Raw genomic sequence first — 16,909 nt, 5'->3', positions numbered from 1 at the left:
CTTGGCAGCAAAAAACAAGGGCCATTATGGATAAAAAGTTTTTAACCTATTACAATATTGAATTGCAGCATTTAAGGGAATCCAGCGGGCGGTTTTCCAAAGAAAACCCGAAAATCGCCGCACGGTTAGGCCTGGACCGGTTTAACTGCGAAGACCCTTATGTGGAACGGCTGCTTGAAGGTTTTGCCTTTCTTTCTGCCCGGGTTCACTTAAAATTAGATGAAGAATTTCCAAGATTTACCCACTCCATCATCCATACGGTTTATCCCCAATATTTGATGCCCACGCCGTCCATGGCCATGGTATCTTTTGCGCCGGATCTAAGTGATCCTGACCTGGCCCAGGGATTTAAGATACCTGCGGACACCAGACTGAATTCCGCCATTGGAAAAGACGAAAAAACCGCGTGCCGATTCCAGACGGCACATGACATCACACTTTATCCGCTTGAATTAAAAAGAGCGGTTTATCAAACCGGCTACAGGGATGCCATGGGATTTGGCGGCGGCATCAAAGCGGCGGCAAATTTACACTTAAGGCTGTCATCACCCCAATCCATTCCAATAAATCAGATTGATATAACTGAGCTTTCCATCCACATAAGAGATACCAAAGATTCGACGCCTATGCAGATTTATGAGCAGCTCTTTGCCAATTGCAAGGCGGTTGTCTTTCAATCTGCAGGGGATAGCAAAGACTTTAAAATTGTTCGTAGAGACGTAGATAATATTCTGGTACAGGATGGCTTCTCAAGCGAGCAGGCCCTGTTCCCCAATGATCCGCGGACCTTTCAAGGATACCGGCTCATCCGTGAATACTTTGCCTTTCCCCAACGCTTCATGTTCTTTAAATTACTGGATTTAAAGAATATGATGTCCCGATGTACCGACCATGAAATAGACATTATTTTTGTCTTTGATAAAGCGGAAACCCATCTTGACAAAAAAATCACCACAGATAATTTCAATCTTTTTTCCACACCGGCGATTAACATGTTCAGGAAGCGAACTGACCGCATCCACATAAAAAAAAATAATTTTGAATTTCCAGTGGTTGTGGATCGAACAAGGACCCTTGATTACGAGGTGCTGCAAATCGAAAAGGTTACCGGATACGGCGTTAATTTTATTTCGGGAAAACCCTTTCTACCGTTTTATTCAAAAAGCGAATTTAACCGAAGCTCAGCCAGATCAGACGCCTATTATGCCGAATACCGCCGTCCCAGAAGCCTGACGCAGACCGAAAAACAGTATGGCACACGGACAGGGTATGTGGGCAGTCAGGTTTACATTGCCTTGGTGGATGAACTGTCAAGGCCCCTTGACTCAGACGTCAAGGAGTTATCGGTAACCGCCCTGATCAGCAACAGGGACCTTCCGGTTATGATGCCGGTGGGAAAGGCGCAAACAGACTTTACCCTGGATATAAACGTTCCGGTCACAGCGGTTTACTGCATTGACGGTCCCACAAGCCCTATTCCCAGTTTTAAGGAAAAAATATCAGAGTGGAATATCATTAACCACCTCTCTTTAAATTATCTTTCCGTTCTTCGAAGCGCTGATTCAGGGAAAATAGAACAGCTCAAAGATTTGCTCAGACTGTATTGCGACCCGAATGCATACTATTTTAGGAGGCAGATTGAAGGCATTGCCGATATTAATGCAAAACCTGTGACCAGCAGGTTTTATGGAAACGGCCCCATCTCTTTCATACGGGGGCTTGAAATCAACCTGACCCTGGATGAAGATGCATTCAGAGGCATGGGAATTTTTCTGCTGGGCGCCATCCTTGACCGGTATTTCGGGGCAACGGCACAAATCAATTCATTTACCCAGACTGTGCTGCACTCAGTTGAACGGGGAAAAATTAAAACATGGCCCAAACGAAGCTCAAATCAGAGATTGAATTAGAAGAATCAATAAGCGCTGCCCCCTGGGAGTGGAATTTTTTTTTGCTGATCCGGGAGCTTGACCGGTTTTTCGACAAAAAAGACCAGGAGACGGAACCCACCGGCTTTTCTTATAAAGTCAGAAAAGAGGCCCTGCGCTTCAGGCAAAAGCCATCTCTTGCATTTCCACCTTCCGATGTTGCCGGGTACCGGCCGGGAAATGACGATCAGGCGGCTGAAATGATGGTCAATTGTTTCGGCCTGTTAGGCTGTAATGGTCCCATGCCGTTGTTTTTAACCGAATATGTGTTTGAGCGATCTTACCAGCATAAAGACCATGCATTGAGAAATTTTCTGGATATTTTTCATCACCGCATGATTTCATTGTATTACAGGGCCTGGGCCATTAATCAGATCACCGTTAACCGGGACTGGCAAAAAGATCCTTTTTCAGATTACATCGGCGCCCTGATTAACATTAAAGGAAAGACCCGGGCCACTGTCGATGATATTCCTAAAGATGCCCGTCTGTATTACTCAGGCAGACTGATCCAAAAGGATATGAACGTTGAAGGCCTGTGCGCTATTTTAAAAGGCTATTTCGGTACGCGGGTTTTAATGGAACAGTTTACCGGACAATGGATTCCCATTCCCCGCCCGGACCGGTTCAGGCTGGCAGAATCCGAAGATACCGGCCTGATGGGACAAACCTGCATTATCGGAAGACGGATTTGGGATGTTAACCAAAAATTCAGACTGGTTTTAGGTCCCATGAAACTTGAACTGTACGAAAAAATGGTGCCCGGATCAAAAGGGTTTTCCCATTTAAAAAGCTGGGTCGATAATTATGTGGGAATGAGTTTTGACTGGGATGTTCAATTGATATTAAGTGCCGACGAAATCCCTGATTTCACAGCGGATAAAAAAATAAAACTGGGGTATACCAGTTGGTTTAAAAAACGAAAAGATCAAAAAGACGCTGACAATTTAATCTTATCCGGCAATCGATAAGCCATGAATTTTATGAGTCAGGATTAAAACCACTCATCATTTTGGTGGAGAAGAAAATGGTTGAAATTAAAAGAACAGTTTTATTCGGCAAGCTCAATAGCCTTGGTTATAAATCATTGGAAAGCGCAACGGTATTCTGCAAAATGAGGGGAAACCCCTGTGTGGAAATTGTCCACTGGTTCCAGCAGCTGCTTCAGCATGGCGATTGTGATGTGATTAAAATCCTGAATCATTTTGATGTGGACCAGTCCCGGCTGGCAAAAGATGTCACCACAACCCTTGAAAAACTGCCCACGGGAGCGTCTTCGGTATCTTCCGTGTCTCCGCATTTAGATGAAATCCTGGAAACGGCCTGGACATTCGCCACCCTGATGTTTGATGAGAACTGCATTAGAACCGGGCAGCTGATTATCGCCATGCTCAATAACAAAGGGGTGGCCGGCATATTTTTGGGCATCTCCCCTGAGCTTTCAAAAATCAAGCTGGAACCCCTGACCGAAGCGTTTTACGCCATTGTCAGCGGTTCTGTTGAAGATTCCCTTGGGTCGCAGGACGGCAAATCCATTACCGCAGGCGCCGGCCCGGGGGAAGCCAGCGGGGCCATGGCACCGGCCCAAATGGGTAAACAGCAAGCCCTGGCCCAGTTTTCAGTGGACCTGACGCAAAAGGCCAGGGAAGGAGAAATGGACCCGATCCTTGGACGGGATGATGAGATCCGGCAAATTATTGATATCCTCATGAGAAGAAAACAGAACAACCCCATTCTAACCGGGGAAGCCGGTGTGGGAAAAACCGCGGTTGTTGAAGGATTCGCCCAGAAAATCGCGGCAGGGGACGTTCCGCCGTCCCTAAGGGATGTTACCATAAGATCCCTTGATATCGGTCTGCTTTCGGCCGGGGCGAGCATGAAAGGCGAATTTGAAAACCGGCTCAAGCAGGTGATCGAAGAAGTCCAGTCTTCCGCCACCCCCATCATCCTTTTTATTGATGAGGCCCACACCCTGATCGGTGCAGGCGGATCTGCCGGCACTGGTGATGCGGCCAATCTGCTCAAGCCGGAACTGGCCAGGGGAACCTTAAGAACCATTGCCGCGACCACCTGGGCCGAGTATAAAAAATACTTTGAAAAGGATCCGGCCCTGACCCGCAGATTCCAGGTGGTAAAAATCGAAGAACCCTCCCAGGAAAAGGCGTTGCTGATGATCCGGGGGCTTGCAAGAACCCTTGAAGCCCACCACAAGGTCATGGTGCTGGATGAAGCCCTTTATGCGGCGGTTTCCTTATCCAGCCGGTATATTGCCGGGCGGCAGCTGCCGGACAAGGCCGTCAGCCTTATTGACACGGCCTGTGCAAGAACTGCGGTCAGCCAGCATACGGTGCCGCCCCAGGTGGACAATCGAAGAAAAAGGATTCAAACCCTTGAAACAGAACTTTCCATCATCGAAAATGAACAGGTCGTAGGGTTTGAACATGATACAAGAAAAGAAGAGGTGGCAGCGCGTCTGGCGTCAGTAAAAGAAGAACTCTTACAATATGAAGCCGCCTGGGAAAAAGAAAAAAAACTGGTTGATGAAATTCTGGATCTAAGGGCCAAACTTCGCGGCCGGGATGAAAATCCGGATCTTTCAGAAACCACCCCAGAACAGGAGAGCGATCACGAAAAAAGCCAGGAAAGTCCCACAACCGAAGAACTCTTTGCCAGACTGAAACAGGCAGAAAGCGAACTTGCAGAGTGCCAGGGGGACAGCCCCCTGATCGCAAGCTGTGTCGATGCCGTCTGTGTGGGATCGGTGGTCGAAGACTGGACCGGAATCCCCGTGGGCGGCATGGTTAAAGATGAGGTGACCTCTGTCCTGACCCTGGCCGACAGAATGGAACAACGGGTTGTGGGCCAGCGCCACGCCCTTGAAGATATTACAAAGCGGCTTCAGACGTCCAGGGCCGGGGTGGATAACCCCAACAAGCCCGTGGGGGTTTTCCTGCTGGCCGGCCCCAGCGGCGTGGGCAAAACAGAAACCGCGCTGTGCCTGGCCGAGGCCATGTACGGCGGCGAACAGAACCTGATCACCATCAACATGAGCGAGTTCCAGGAAGCCCATACCGTGTCCACCCTTAAAGGCGCCCCTCCGGGGTATGTCGGGTATGGGGAAGGCGGTATACTGACTGAAGCTGTCCGCCGCCACCCCTACAGCGTGGTCCTGCTGGACGAAGTTGAAAAAGCCCATCCTGATGTCCATGAAATCTTTTTCCAGGTATTTGACAAAGGTATGATGGAGGACGGCGAAGGACGGCTTATAGACTTTAAAAACACCATTATTTTGCTGACCTGTAATGTGGGCAGTGACCTGATCATGAACCTGTGCAAAGACCCGGAACTGATGCCGGATGCCCAGGGCATTGCCAAAGCGCTTCGCCCTTCGCTGCTCAAGGTGTTTCCGGCAGCATTATTAGGACGGCTGGTTACCATTCCCTATTATCCCATCAGTGATGAAATGCTTGATGTCATTATAAAGTTGCAGCTTAAACGGATCCAGGACCGGCTGAAGGAAAACAGAAACATTGAACTGACCTACAAGTCTTCAGTCCTTAAGTTAATCACGGAACGGTGTACAGAGCTTGAAAGCGGTGCCAGAATGGTGGATACTATTCTCACCAACACCCTTCTGCCGGCCATCAGTCACGCATACCTGACAGCTGTGGTGGAGGGCAAGGAAATATCAAAGATCAACGTGAGTGTCAGCAAAGGTGATTTTAGTTATAAAATCGACTGATCCTGAAGGTTTGAAAAGGGAACCCCATGGCCGAGAACACACAGGAAAACAGGCAGCTTGAACTTGTTACCCCTTTGGGAAAGGATGTGTTACTTGTAACCGGTGCCACTGTTCATGAAAGAATTTCCGGGCTGTTCAGTATAGACTTGGATATACTCAGTGAAGACCCCAATGTGGACTTTGAGTCCATTTTGGGAAAACAGGTGACCCTCAAGCAGGCGCTTCCCAATGACAAGATCCGCTTTTTCAACGGGTTTGTGGGCCATTTCAAGGGATGCGGCATTCAGCACGGGATGTGGGCGTATACGGCCCGGGTTTATCCCTGGCTCTGGTTTCTCACCCATACCTGCGACTGCAGGATATTCCAGAACCAAAAGGTGCCCGATATCATCAGGCAGATCTTTAATGACTTGGGATTCAATGATTATGAAATCCGTCTCACCGAAGAATACAAGGAGTGGGAATACTGTGTGCAGTACCGGGAATCTGACTTTAACTTTGTCAGCCGCCTTATGGAACATGAAGGGATTTTTTACTTTTTTACCCACGAAGAAGAGCGGCACATTCTGGTTTTAGCCGATTCAAACGCCTCTCTCAAGGCATTTGACGGTTTTGAGTCCATCCCCTTCAGCCTTACCGATGCATCGGGCAGATCCGCCACCCAGGAAGCGATCCGGTCCGTACACATGGAAAAACAGATCCATCCGGGCAGTTTCACCCAAAGGGATTTTGATTTTAAGGTCCCCAAAAAAGACCTGACCACCCTGCACGCCATTTCAAAGAAACATGACCACTCAGAGTATGAAGTCTATGATTACCCGGGTCATTATGTAGAGTCAAGCCATGGAGAGGCGTATACAAAGGCACGCATAGAGGCCATCCGGGCCGGATATGAAACCATCTCCTGTGAATCTGATGCCAGGGGCATTTCATCGGGCTTTTATTTTGATTTAACCGGTCATCCCGGGCAATTATATAACAAACGGTATCTGGTGACCTCTGTTGAACACCGGTTGTCTACCGGTTCCGGCTTTCAGTCCGGTGTTCCCATTGACGGTTCTGGATGCAATGTATTTTTCCAGGCCATTGATTTTGACACGCCTTACAGACCAGCCATGAAAACCCGAAAGCCGGTTGTGGAGGGTCCCCAGACCGCCATTATCTGCGGCCCCAAGGGCGATGAAATCTATACGGATGAATACGGCCGGGTAAAAGTACAATTTCATTGGGACCGGGAGGGTCAACTGGATGAAAACAGCTCCTGCTGGATTCGGGTTTCCCAACTTTGGGCCGGGAAAAAATGGGGTGCCATGTACATCCCCAGAATCACCCAGGAAGTGATTGTTGAATTTCTGGAAGGTGATCCGGATCAGCCCATTATTACCGGCCGGGTCTATAACGGAAAATCCATGCCCCCTTACGACTTGCCGGCAGAGAAAACCAAATCCACGATCAAATCGGATTCCTCCAAAGGCGGCAACGGATTTAACGAAATCCGGTTTGAGGATAAAAAAGGAGATGAGCAGGTTTTTTTCCATGCCGAAAAAAACATGGATGTCCATGTTAAAAATGACTCCTTTGAATCCATCCTGGGCAACCGGCACCAGACCATAGGAAGCAAAGATGATGGTAATCAAATAGAACTTGTCCATGGAGACAAGCATTTAAAGATCATTGGAGACCGGATCAGCAAAATTCAGAGCAATGACAACCTGACCGTGGAAGCCGGCCGGATGGTGGCGATTCAGAAAGATGACAACCTTTCGGTCAAAGGCGATCTTCTGACAGAGGCAGCCGGTACAATATCATTAAAAGGAATGTCCATCAAAATTGAAGCAAGTTCAGGCATTGAACTCAAGTGCGGTGGATCATCCATCGTGTTAACTCCGGCAGCCTTATTTCTTGCCGGCGGACCTTTGATAAATATAAACAGCGGATCAGGGCCTCCGGTGTCTGCCGCGTCACCGGCTCAACCCGATATACCCAAGGAGCCGAAAGCTGCTGATAATGCCCAGCCTGGTGAGCCTTTTGAAGAACCGGCACGTCCAGCTGTTTCCAAGCCCGAAGCGCCTGCTGCCAAAGTTTTACACCAGGCGGCAGAAGATGGCACCCCGTTTTGTGAAGAGTGTGAAAGGGCAAGACGGGAACAGGAAAAAAGTGCTGCAGGGAAAACCGAAGTGAAAAGAGATTAAACATCCATGACAGCCACCCGCATAGAAAAAATTCACCGGGAATTGTTCTCGATTCCCAAATCACGTGCATATGCCGTGCTTGACGGAGCGTCCATAAAAAATCTGCTTTTGCATCTCGATGAACATGAGCCGGATTATTTCTGCCTGTATCAAGGAGATTTGCCCCATGATGTGGAAGAGGCCGCCCCCTATCTTGTCCATCTTAAAAAAGACAGCCCCTTTACCCAATGGGTTATCGAAAAGGGCTGGGGCAATCATTGGGGCATTTTTGCCGTTGCCCGGGAAAATATAAAGGCCATGAGAAAGCATTTCCGTACCCTGGTCATGGTCAAAGATCCTGATGGGAACCGCCTGTTTTTTCGATTTTATGACCCCCGGGTATTTAACATTTTTTTACCCACATGCACTGAAGAGGAACTGACAGAAATCTTCGGACCGGTACTCTGTTATATCCAGGAGGGGGATGAACCGGATACACTGCTTAAGTCCAGGCAAGATAATTCAAAAAGCATCATAATTGATGATATTAGACTTACTTAACCCATCTTTATAGAACAGCGCTTTATCTGGAAGGAAAAAAAATTTATCCAGTACGCCTATCCAAAGACAGGAAGCTAGCGAACAATAACCCACTGTCCATTTATCCTGCTGAGAAACATGGCATAGGAATAGACTACGTTTTTATCCTCTAAAGTTGCGGCCACAATAGGCTGCCAATCTTTTCGGATGCACTCTACCATCCGGCCCCCAGCACATAACCTCAGGTCGAACAAGTCGGGGTTGAATGGCAACATCGTCCACTCCTTCATTGCCGCCCGCTTTTTGAGATTAACTGCAAAGCGCCTTCCCATGGTAGAGCGATCCCGTTCTGGATAAGCACGGTATCCTTCATTTAACCGGATACTCGCCAATTTATTGATTATCTCCGGTTTACCCGCCTCATAGGCATCGTAGATTACCTTGATAAAATCAATTACTTGATTGGTTGTACTCTTGTCGAGTCTGAGAACATCTGCTTTTTGCCACAGACAAGGACCAAAGACAGGGCCCAAGTCTACAACAGAAGTAAAAGACATGGGGAAAGTAGCTTCCCCTCCTTTTTCATTGTGCCATGAAGCCCGGCATATTGTTTTGCCACTTTCGTCTCCGACAAATACTCCGACCGGATACGTGACCAGTCGAAACTCTGCAGCAATGCCATCCGCTTTCTCGACATTTTTACCTTCCTTGGCTTTGCTCGGGGTGGGCCCCGGATTGATCACCAGTTCGATCATATTCTGCCCGTCGATCAGATACTGGTTCACAGGGAAAGAGACTTTTGGGCTCTCGCTTGAATCAAATCTGCATATATGGAAGGGTATCCCGTTGATATACCCCTCAGCGCTACAATTTCTGACTTCAAGTTCTGCATACATCAAATAATCTACGCCAATCTTGCCATTCATCTTGTCACCTTCCTCGTTTGCAAAGCTGTAAGACACAACAAACAGTAAAAATAAAATTATGTTAGCTATGTATTTTGTGACGTATTCGGAATTTTTCCTGTCCATATATTTTTCCTCTTAAACACTATACGTTCATATTGTTTAGACCGTTCACCCTCAACGGCATCATAAAATCGTGCATAGATTTTCGTTTCCTCGAAAAAAAATTTTCCATCTACTGCAGGCGGATTGTCAAAATCGGCCGTAAGCTTACCTTCAAATTTCAGTCCACCGGTAACACCGCCCTTTGCCTCATACCCGTATCCGACAACCATCACTCTGCCTTGCACAAAAAGATCAACGCTACTATTCCCTTTCACTTCAGAATCATTCCCGGTGAACCCTTGCTGTCCGTTTGTCTTGATTGTATCGGACACGCTTGCTCCGCCGCTGATACTTCCCTCTACCTTGAGTATAATTTCCGTTTTGCCCACGCCAAACCAGTCGAGTACATCAAAAGAGCCGAAATCCACGCCAAACATAACCGATGCTTTATAGGTTACAACATCCATATTGAAAAAAATGTCCACATAACGCTCGACTGCCACAAAGCGGGGACCGTGAAGGTTTCCTACACGGTAGCCCCATTTGCCGGAGACGGTTCCGACCATTAGGGAAATTTCGAGTTCCGCGCTCCAGCCTATTTTAGGCACCCATTCCTTAATATCGTTCCAGGCCTGCATCAATGTATATTGGAGATTGACAATGTCGTTAATAGCTTTGGTAAAATTAACCTCACTGCCGTTTCGCTTGAGGGAGACAGTAGGTTTTATCTCATCCTGGCGCTCAAGTTCGAAAAGAAATTCCTCGCCTTCATCAGTAGAATCATTCACTGTAACAGAACCACGGCCTTCCTGATATTTCTCGGATTCCGCAACGTAGTCATTATTTTTCTTCTTTCCAGAAGATTCGCTTAATGTAGTGTAGCCAGCACCGTCTTTTGCGCCTAAAGTTTCCGTAGTGTAATCAGTATGTTCTTTTTTATTGACGGTTCTAACAGAAGATGATTCTGACTGCATCTGCCCACCCCGTTCTAAAGATTCGGACTGGGAAATGACTTTATTTCCTTTCGCGTCAACTGAGCCTGCACGGCTACGCTTAATCTTTTTGAAAGGTGGAATCTTGAAATAAAGCTCATAGTCGTCTTTTCTATATACCCTGACAAGCGCATTCAAGTTAGTCAGCGGGTCTCCCTCATCACGAACACCACAACCCTCTGCATCTATTCTGAACTCCTTGATGTAATCATCACCAAATACCCAAAATGGCGACAACCATTTACCGATATTGACCGCCTTGTCTTTCTCCGTGCTTAGACCCTCTATCTTATATCCTTGTACCGTAGTATTGAGCCACGTCTTGTGGGCGTCGTAGTTGCCAAGTGGTGTTACAGCAATTAGAATATGCTTGCCAAGAGGACAGGTCCAGATAGACGACGTTTCGATACTAAGGCTGGCAACATTCTTTAGTGGCGCAGGATCACTAGTCTTGTATTCCGACACAGCCTCAAGGATCAGGTCATAGGTCGAGAAATAATTCTTCAGGTGATTCGGGGCATTCGCGGGAAATGGCTCCTTTCGGAGCTTCTTACTACAGTCCAGGCTTTTATTCGAGATAGCCTCGCTGACCACCAAAGAATAGACATCACAGGGAATCGTGGTGTTTGTGTTCACTGGGCATTGCTCAATCCCCGACTCGCCATCAGAACATGAAGAAAAGCTGCTTAGACTAGTCATGAATGCAACTAGTTACCATCATAGTTTTCAAAAAATTTACGCAACTGAAGCAACTTAGTACCTTCGGCCATTTCATTGCTTGTCAGAATATAATGTGTCCTTGCGAATTCATTCTTTTTCTCAAAATTCATTCCATATATCATACAAAAGCCCCCAAACTCAGCAATATTTCTTTGTATTTTGATACCGTAAAGCTTGGACTTTTCCATGACTTCTTCGAAATACTGGTCTGTACTCTCAGTATCAATCGCACCGTACTCAACAGGGTATTGGTCGACCAAGTAAGAGCGGAGCTTCTTCATAAATGCTTTCCTATAATAACCGGACAACACCTTCATTTGATCTTTTCGAATATGTAACATAGCAGAAGTAAAATACTCGTCTGTTTGGTTAGTAGATTCTTTTTCAAGGATATGAGGCTTTTTATGGCAAGCAAGATTTAAACATGTCATCCCTTTGGAAAGAATATAGTATTTTCTATCAAAGGAAACAAATCAAGGCAAGCCAACGGTAAATTTTTTCTAACTCTAAAGGCATTTATTTTGGCCTATTTGATTCATCAGGAAACCGTCAGCTGAGAAAAAAGATTATGTGTAACGTATCAACAAATCAGGACATTTGAAATAACTCCATCCCCCCTCTCCTCGATTTTGGAAAGCTGATATCACCCAATATTGGTGGTAGGATCACCAGAAACAATAACGCCGCCATGCACGGTTTGATCTCCCATCCTGGCTGCCGGCATGTTGCCTATCATCACGGTGGCAGACCCTGTGGCAATTGTATCAGGCGGGCCCACACAGGTCGCGGTGTCTCCCACACGGGCTGCCGGCATAAAATTGACAATAACCGTGGTACATCCTGTCACAATGGGACCTCCCCCATGGGGAACCGTACCGGTCACCATGGGGCAGGTATGCATATCTGAAATTCTTGCTGCCGGAGGCATTTTCTTAATTCCTTTTAAATTTGATATTTATTCATGATCGCGTATCTTCAAATAACAAGGGTAAAATTATGAATGTTTTATCCGGCACACAACCACGCTGATATTATCCGCTCCGCCATTGGCATTCGCCTCTTTTACCAATACATCTGCGCAATCGAAGCTATTACAATGCCGGGTTAAGACGGCTTCAATTCTTCTTTCGGGCAACATATTTGTTAAGCCGTCACTGCAAAGAAGGTAGAAGTCATTCTTTGCATATCTACTGAAATGCGTGTCCGGTTTAACGTATTCGTCAAAACCAATGGCCCGGGTTAAAATATTTTTTTTGGGCTGTTTTGCGATTTGTCCACTTTCCAACCATTCCTGGTACAAGGAATGATCCCGGGTCATCAAGGTTAATTTTTCATTATGAAGCCTGTAAATGCGGCTGTCCCCAATATGAAAGGTAATGATATATCCGGAAGGAGCTAAAAAAACACCAGCCAATGTCGTCCCCATGAAATTATTTTTTGTTTCATGTTCCAGACAATTTGTCCTGTATATCATTTGATTGGTTTCAAGCACGGCCGTTTCAACCACGGAACATAAGCCGCTTATTTCTGGGGGCATCTTTCCGGATACAGTAATGTCTGCCAATTCCCGGTCGATAATCTCGGGCATTAACAACCGGTTTACCGACGCTATGGCCATGGCACTTGCACGGGCCCCGTTGCGCTGCCCTCCCATGCCGTCCGCTACCAGCATAAATTTGCCTTGATCATCTATAAAAATAGCATCTTCATTGTATTTTCTTTTTTTACCCGGATCTGAAATGCCCCATGCGGAGATCAGGCGGGTTTCAACCTGAAGGCTTACTTGGCCGCCGGATTGGCTCATTTTTAAATACCTGTCAGCCCCATTTAGCAAACCATAAAAGAATATTTCAAACGCTTCAACAGTATGCCTGGAATTGTCTTTTTAAGTGCTGTTTTATTCCTAAAAATATTTGACACAGCCAGTAAAAGAAAACTAAACTATTATAATAAAAAGTTCAAGATTTAGCCTGACCCCAAAGTCCCCACCTGTATTTTTTGCTCTTGTCCGTGTGGCATTCAGGGTCTTTTTCGTTTGATACATCCCGAATTGTGCTCTGGCAAAACGAAAAGACCGCAAGTTCCGCCGAGATATTTATCGCGGCATTGGTGGCAAATAATAGAGGGCTTGAACCTATCTATGAAATAAAAAAAGAAAGCCAATCCACCCAATGGGTGAATCGGCTTTCTTTAGCACGGCAAGAAATCTAACGTTATTCGTCCGCCTGTTTAATAACAACCAGCAGATCCTTTGCATCAACTTGTGTTCCCACAGATGTGGCGATTCGTTCCACAACACCGGGGACATCTGAAACCACATTGGTCTGCATTTTCATTGCTTCGATGGTTACCAGCACATCGCCGCGTTCGATTTCATCTCCTTCTGAAACGCAAACTGCAGAGATCAGGCCCGGCATGGGTGATCCAACTTCACCCAGATTTGCCGGGTTGGCTTTTTCCCGTGGTGCTCTTTCCGGTGCTTTGGAGCGATCCGGCACTTTAACAATCCGGGCTTGGCCGTTAAGTTCAAAATAGACCTCTCTATTTCCTTCTTCATCGGCCTTTCCCTTGGCCATGAAACGAATAATAAGGGTTTTACCGGAGGCGATATCAACGTACAGCTCCTCTTCCCGTTTCATTCCGTAAAAGAAATTAAGGGTCGGCAGAACACTTACATTGCCAAAGCTCCTGCGATGTTTCATGTAATCAACAAATACATCCGGATACATCAAATAGGAAGCAAGTTCGCAGTCGGAAATTTTTCTTTCCACCAGCTTTTCGGCCTGGGCACGCTCCTGGTCCATGTCAGCAGGCTCAAGCAGTTGTCCCGGGCGAACCGTAATGGGTTCTTCGCCTTTCAATATCTTTTTCTGCAATTCCTTGGGAAATCCTCCGGGAGGTTGCCCCATCATGCCTTTAAAAAAGGTAACGACCGATTCGGGAAAAGAGACTTCTTTTCCCGGATCCAGAACATCTTCTTTGGTGATGCCGCTGGTAATCATGGACAAGGCCATGTCTCCAACCACTTTGGAACTGGGTGTCACTTTTACGATATCGCCGAACATTTCGTTAACGTCTTTATAGACCTTAGCCACTTCAGGCCATCTCTCTTCAATGCCCAAAGCTCTGGCCTGCTGGCGCAGATTAGTATATTGGCCGCCGGGCATTTCATGCAGATACACCTCAGAGGTTCCGCTATGAAATTCGCTTTCAAAACCAATGTACATCTGCCTTACTTTTTCCCAGTAGTTGGAAACCAAAGCCAGAGACTCCGGATCAAGGCCGGTATCCCGTGGCGTATTTCTAAGTGCGGCGGCAATGGACCCCAAATTGGGATGTGAGGTCAACCCACTCATGGAATCAATGGCACAATCAATGGCATCAACGCCTGCGTCTGCTGCCGCAAGCAGTGTTGCACCGGCAATGCCGCTGGTATCATGGCTGTGAAGATGAATGGGCAAACCAATTTCATCTTTTAAGGCACCAACGAGCACTTTTGCCGCAGCCGGCTTTAACAATCCTGCCATATCCTTGATCGCCAGGATATGTGCCCCTGCTTTTTCCAGCTCTTTTGCCATATCAACATAGTATTTCAGGCTGTATTTTGTTCTGTTGGGATCGAGAATATCACCTGTATAACATATGGAAGCTTCACAAATTTTATTGTTTTCCAACACCGCATCCATGGCCAGCCGCATGTTTTCAACCCAGTTCAGGGAATCAAAAACACGGAAAAGGTCCATACCGTTTTCAGCAGCCTGTTTAACAAAGTAGGTAATAACGTTGTCCGGATAATTGGTATATCCCACACCATTGGACGCCCTGAGCAGCATCTGGGTCAACAGGTTGGGCATGGCCTCACGCAATTGCTGGAGACGTTCCCAGGGGCACTCTTTGGAGAACCGCATGGCCACATCAAAAGTTGCCCCACCCCAGCACTCTACTGAAAACAGGTCAGGCAAGAGCGCGGCATAGGTGGGTGCAATCTTCACAAGATCGAAAGTTCTCACCCGGGTAGCAAGCAGGGATTGATGGGCATCACGCATGGTCTTGTCAGTGATCAGAAGTTTGTCCTGCTTTTTCATCCAATCTGCAACGGCCTGGGGTCCTTCTTTGTCCAGCAATTGCTTGAGCCCTGGCTGGGCCTTCTGGGCAGTATATTTGGGTACGGTCGGCTGATGCACATGTGCTGCCGGAACGGGTCTGTTTTTAACATCTTCATTCCCGTTGATAATTACATCGCCAAGGAAAAAAAGCAGCCGGGTTGCCCGGTCGCGTCTCTTGGTAAAAGAGAAGAGCTCTTTGGTTTCATCGATGAACTTAGTGGTATATTCGGCATTTACAAAGGTTGGATGGAGAATCAAGCCCACCAGAAACTGCAGGTTTGTGGCAACGCCTAAGATTCTGAATTCGGTTAGGGCACGATGCATTTTCAAACGTGCTTCCTCTTCATTTCCACCCCACGCGGTTACTTTTGTGAGCAGGGAATCAAAATGGCGGGTAACGATGGCCCCGGAATAAGCGGTTCCGGCATCCAGGCGAATGCCGAATCCGGCTGCTGTCCGATAGGCTGTAATTCTTCCGTAATCGGGAATAAAGTTGTTTTCCGGATCTTCCGTGGTGATACGGCATTGGATGGCATGTCCCTTCAGTCTGACATCCTCCTGCTTTGGAATAAGGCTTCCAGGATCGCCAATCAGCATGCCCTGGGCAATTTTTAACTGTGCCTTGACAATGTCAACACCGGTGACTTCCTCTGTTACCGTATGCTCTACCTGAATTCTTGGATTGACTTCCATGAAGTAGAACTTTTCGTTTTCCATATCCATTAAGAATTCAACGGTTCCGGCACTTTCATAGCCTACGGTTTTGGCTATGGCCAGGCCTGCATTGCACAACTCTTGGCGCTTTTCATCGGAAAGAAAAGTGGCCGGTGCTCTTTCAACAACCTTTTGATTTCTTCTTTGAACAGAGCAGTCACGTTCGAACAGATGGATGATATTGCCCTGGGAATCCCCCAGAATCTGAACCTCAAGATGCCTGGCCCTTCTGACAAGTTTTTCAAAATAGACTTCATCACTGCCGAAAGCTGCGGCGGACTCCTTGCGGGCCGCATCAACCTGGGTCAGAACCTCATCGGTACTTTCCACGGCCCGCATGCCTCTGCCGCCGCCGCCCCAGCTGGCTTTCAACATAAGCGGGTAGCCGATCTCTTCTGCGATCTGAATGACTTTTTCATCATCATAGGGCAATGGTTCGCTGGCCGGAACAACAGGGGCTCCAGCGTCTATCGCCACCTTGCGGGCAGACACCTTGTTCCCCAATTTACGCATAACCTCCGGTGAGGGCCCGACAAATTTAATACCGGCCTCGGCACATGCCTCGGCAAATTCCGGCTTTTCTGCAAGAAACCCATATCCGGGATGGATGGCATCTACATTTTTTTCCTTGGCAAGCTGAACAATCCCTTCAACATCCAGATAGGCTTCAATAGGGCCTTTTCCTTCTCCGATCAAATAACTTTCCCCGGTCTTAAACCGATGAAGTGCAAATCGGTCCTCCTGGGAGTAGATCGCAATCGTGTCTATCCCAAGCTCATGTGCCGCACGTGTTACACGGATAGCGATTTCACTGCGGTTGGCAATCAAGAGACGCTTGATTTTTTTTCCCATAACATCCATTTTACATATCCTCGTTTTAGATGATAACGCTCCTTCAATCTGTTTGCAGCATCGGCAACAGATTCTTCAATTCCCAAAATCGGTAAGAGTTCCTTCCACTGCCTTACTACGTCCGTTATGGCGTA

General features: G+C 47.1%; 11 protein-coding genes. 5 read left to right on the top strand and 6 right to left on the bottom strand.

The window, feature by feature from the left end:
- The first annotated feature begins 26 nt into the window (after positions 1-26).
- Genes tssF through B147_RS27700 form a run of 5 tightly spaced genes read left to right on the top strand, consistent with a single transcriptional unit; the run spans position 27 to position 8,402 of the window.
- Positions 27-1,910, top strand: coding sequence for a type VI secretion system baseplate subunit TssF (tssF, locus tag B147_RS0107090; protein ID WP_026259555.1), 1,884 nt, complete (start codon positions 27-29; stop codon positions 1,908-1,910).
- The gene (gene tssG / locus B147_RS27710) at positions 1,874-2,899 is read left to right on the top strand and encodes a type VI secretion system baseplate subunit TssG (RefSeq protein ID WP_020586524.1); all 1,026 of its coding nucleotides are present in this window, start codon (positions 1,874-1,876) and stop codon (positions 2,897-2,899) included. Before tssF ends, tssG begins: the two co-directional genes overlap by 37 nt.
- Positions 2,900-2,955: 56 nt before the next feature.
- The gene (gene tssH / locus B147_RS0107080; RefSeq protein WP_020586523.1) at positions 2,956-5,670 is read left to right on the top strand and encodes a type VI secretion system ATPase TssH; all 2,715 of its coding nucleotides are present in this window, start codon (positions 2,956-2,958) and stop codon (positions 5,668-5,670) included.
- Between the two features lie 26 nt (positions 5,671-5,696).
- Complete coding sequence (locus B147_RS27705; protein ID WP_020586522.1) at positions 5,697-7,862, top strand: type VI secretion system Vgr family protein; 2,166 nt, start codon at positions 5,697-5,699, stop codon at positions 7,860-7,862.
- A gap of 6 nt (positions 7,863-7,868) precedes the next feature.
- Complete coding sequence (locus B147_RS27700; protein WP_020586521.1) at positions 7,869-8,402, top strand: DUF4123 domain-containing protein; 534 nt, start codon at positions 7,869-7,871, stop codon at positions 8,400-8,402.
- 74 nt (positions 8,403-8,476) lie between these two features.
- Here the strand turns inward: B147_RS27700 and B147_RS0107065 are convergent, their stop codons facing one another.
- The 6 genes from B147_RS0107065 to B147_RS0107035 form a co-directional block, all read right to left on the bottom strand.
- Positions 8,477-9,412: a hypothetical protein gene (locus B147_RS0107065; RefSeq protein ID WP_020586520.1), complete on the bottom strand. Its 936-nt coding sequence runs from the start codon at positions 9,410-9,412 to the stop codon at positions 8,477-8,479.
- A complete protein-coding gene (locus tag B147_RS0107060) occupies positions 9,373-11,019 on the bottom strand; it encodes a hypothetical protein (protein WP_157237808.1) in 1,647 nt (548 codons plus the stop codon). Before B147_RS0107060 ends, B147_RS0107065 begins: the two co-directional genes overlap by 40 nt.
- 71 nt (positions 11,020-11,090) lie before the next feature.
- Complete coding sequence (locus B147_RS0107055; RefSeq protein ID WP_020586518.1) at positions 11,091-11,384, bottom strand: hypothetical protein; 294 nt, start codon at positions 11,382-11,384, stop codon at positions 11,091-11,093.
- 362 nt (positions 11,385-11,746) lie between these two features.
- Positions 11,747-12,031, bottom strand: a complete 285-nt coding sequence (locus B147_RS0107050; protein WP_020586517.1) for a PAAR domain-containing protein — start codon at positions 12,029-12,031, stop codon at positions 11,747-11,749.
- Positions 12,032-12,097: 66 nt separating this feature from the next.
- Positions 12,098-12,907 carry a PP2C family protein-serine/threonine phosphatase gene (locus tag B147_RS0107045; RefSeq protein WP_020586516.1) on the bottom strand — a complete coding sequence of 270 codons (810 nt, stop codon included), beginning with the start codon at positions 12,905-12,907 and terminating at the stop codon, positions 12,098-12,100.
- 409 nt (positions 12,908-13,316) lie between these two features.
- Positions 13,317-16,784: a pyruvate carboxylase gene (locus B147_RS0107035; protein ID WP_020586514.1), complete on the bottom strand. Its 3,468-nt coding sequence runs from the start codon at positions 16,782-16,784 to the stop codon at positions 13,317-13,319.
- Positions 16,785-16,909 lie beyond the last annotated feature (125 nt).

Source organism: Desulfobacter curvatus DSM 3379 (genome assembly GCF_000373985.1).
GTDB classification, from domain to species: domain Bacteria; phylum Desulfobacterota; class Desulfobacteria; order Desulfobacterales; family Desulfobacteraceae; genus Desulfobacter; species Desulfobacter curvatus.
The sequence above is the reverse complement of the archived record's forward strand: the minus strand, read 5'-3'. Positions and strand labels throughout refer to the sequence as shown.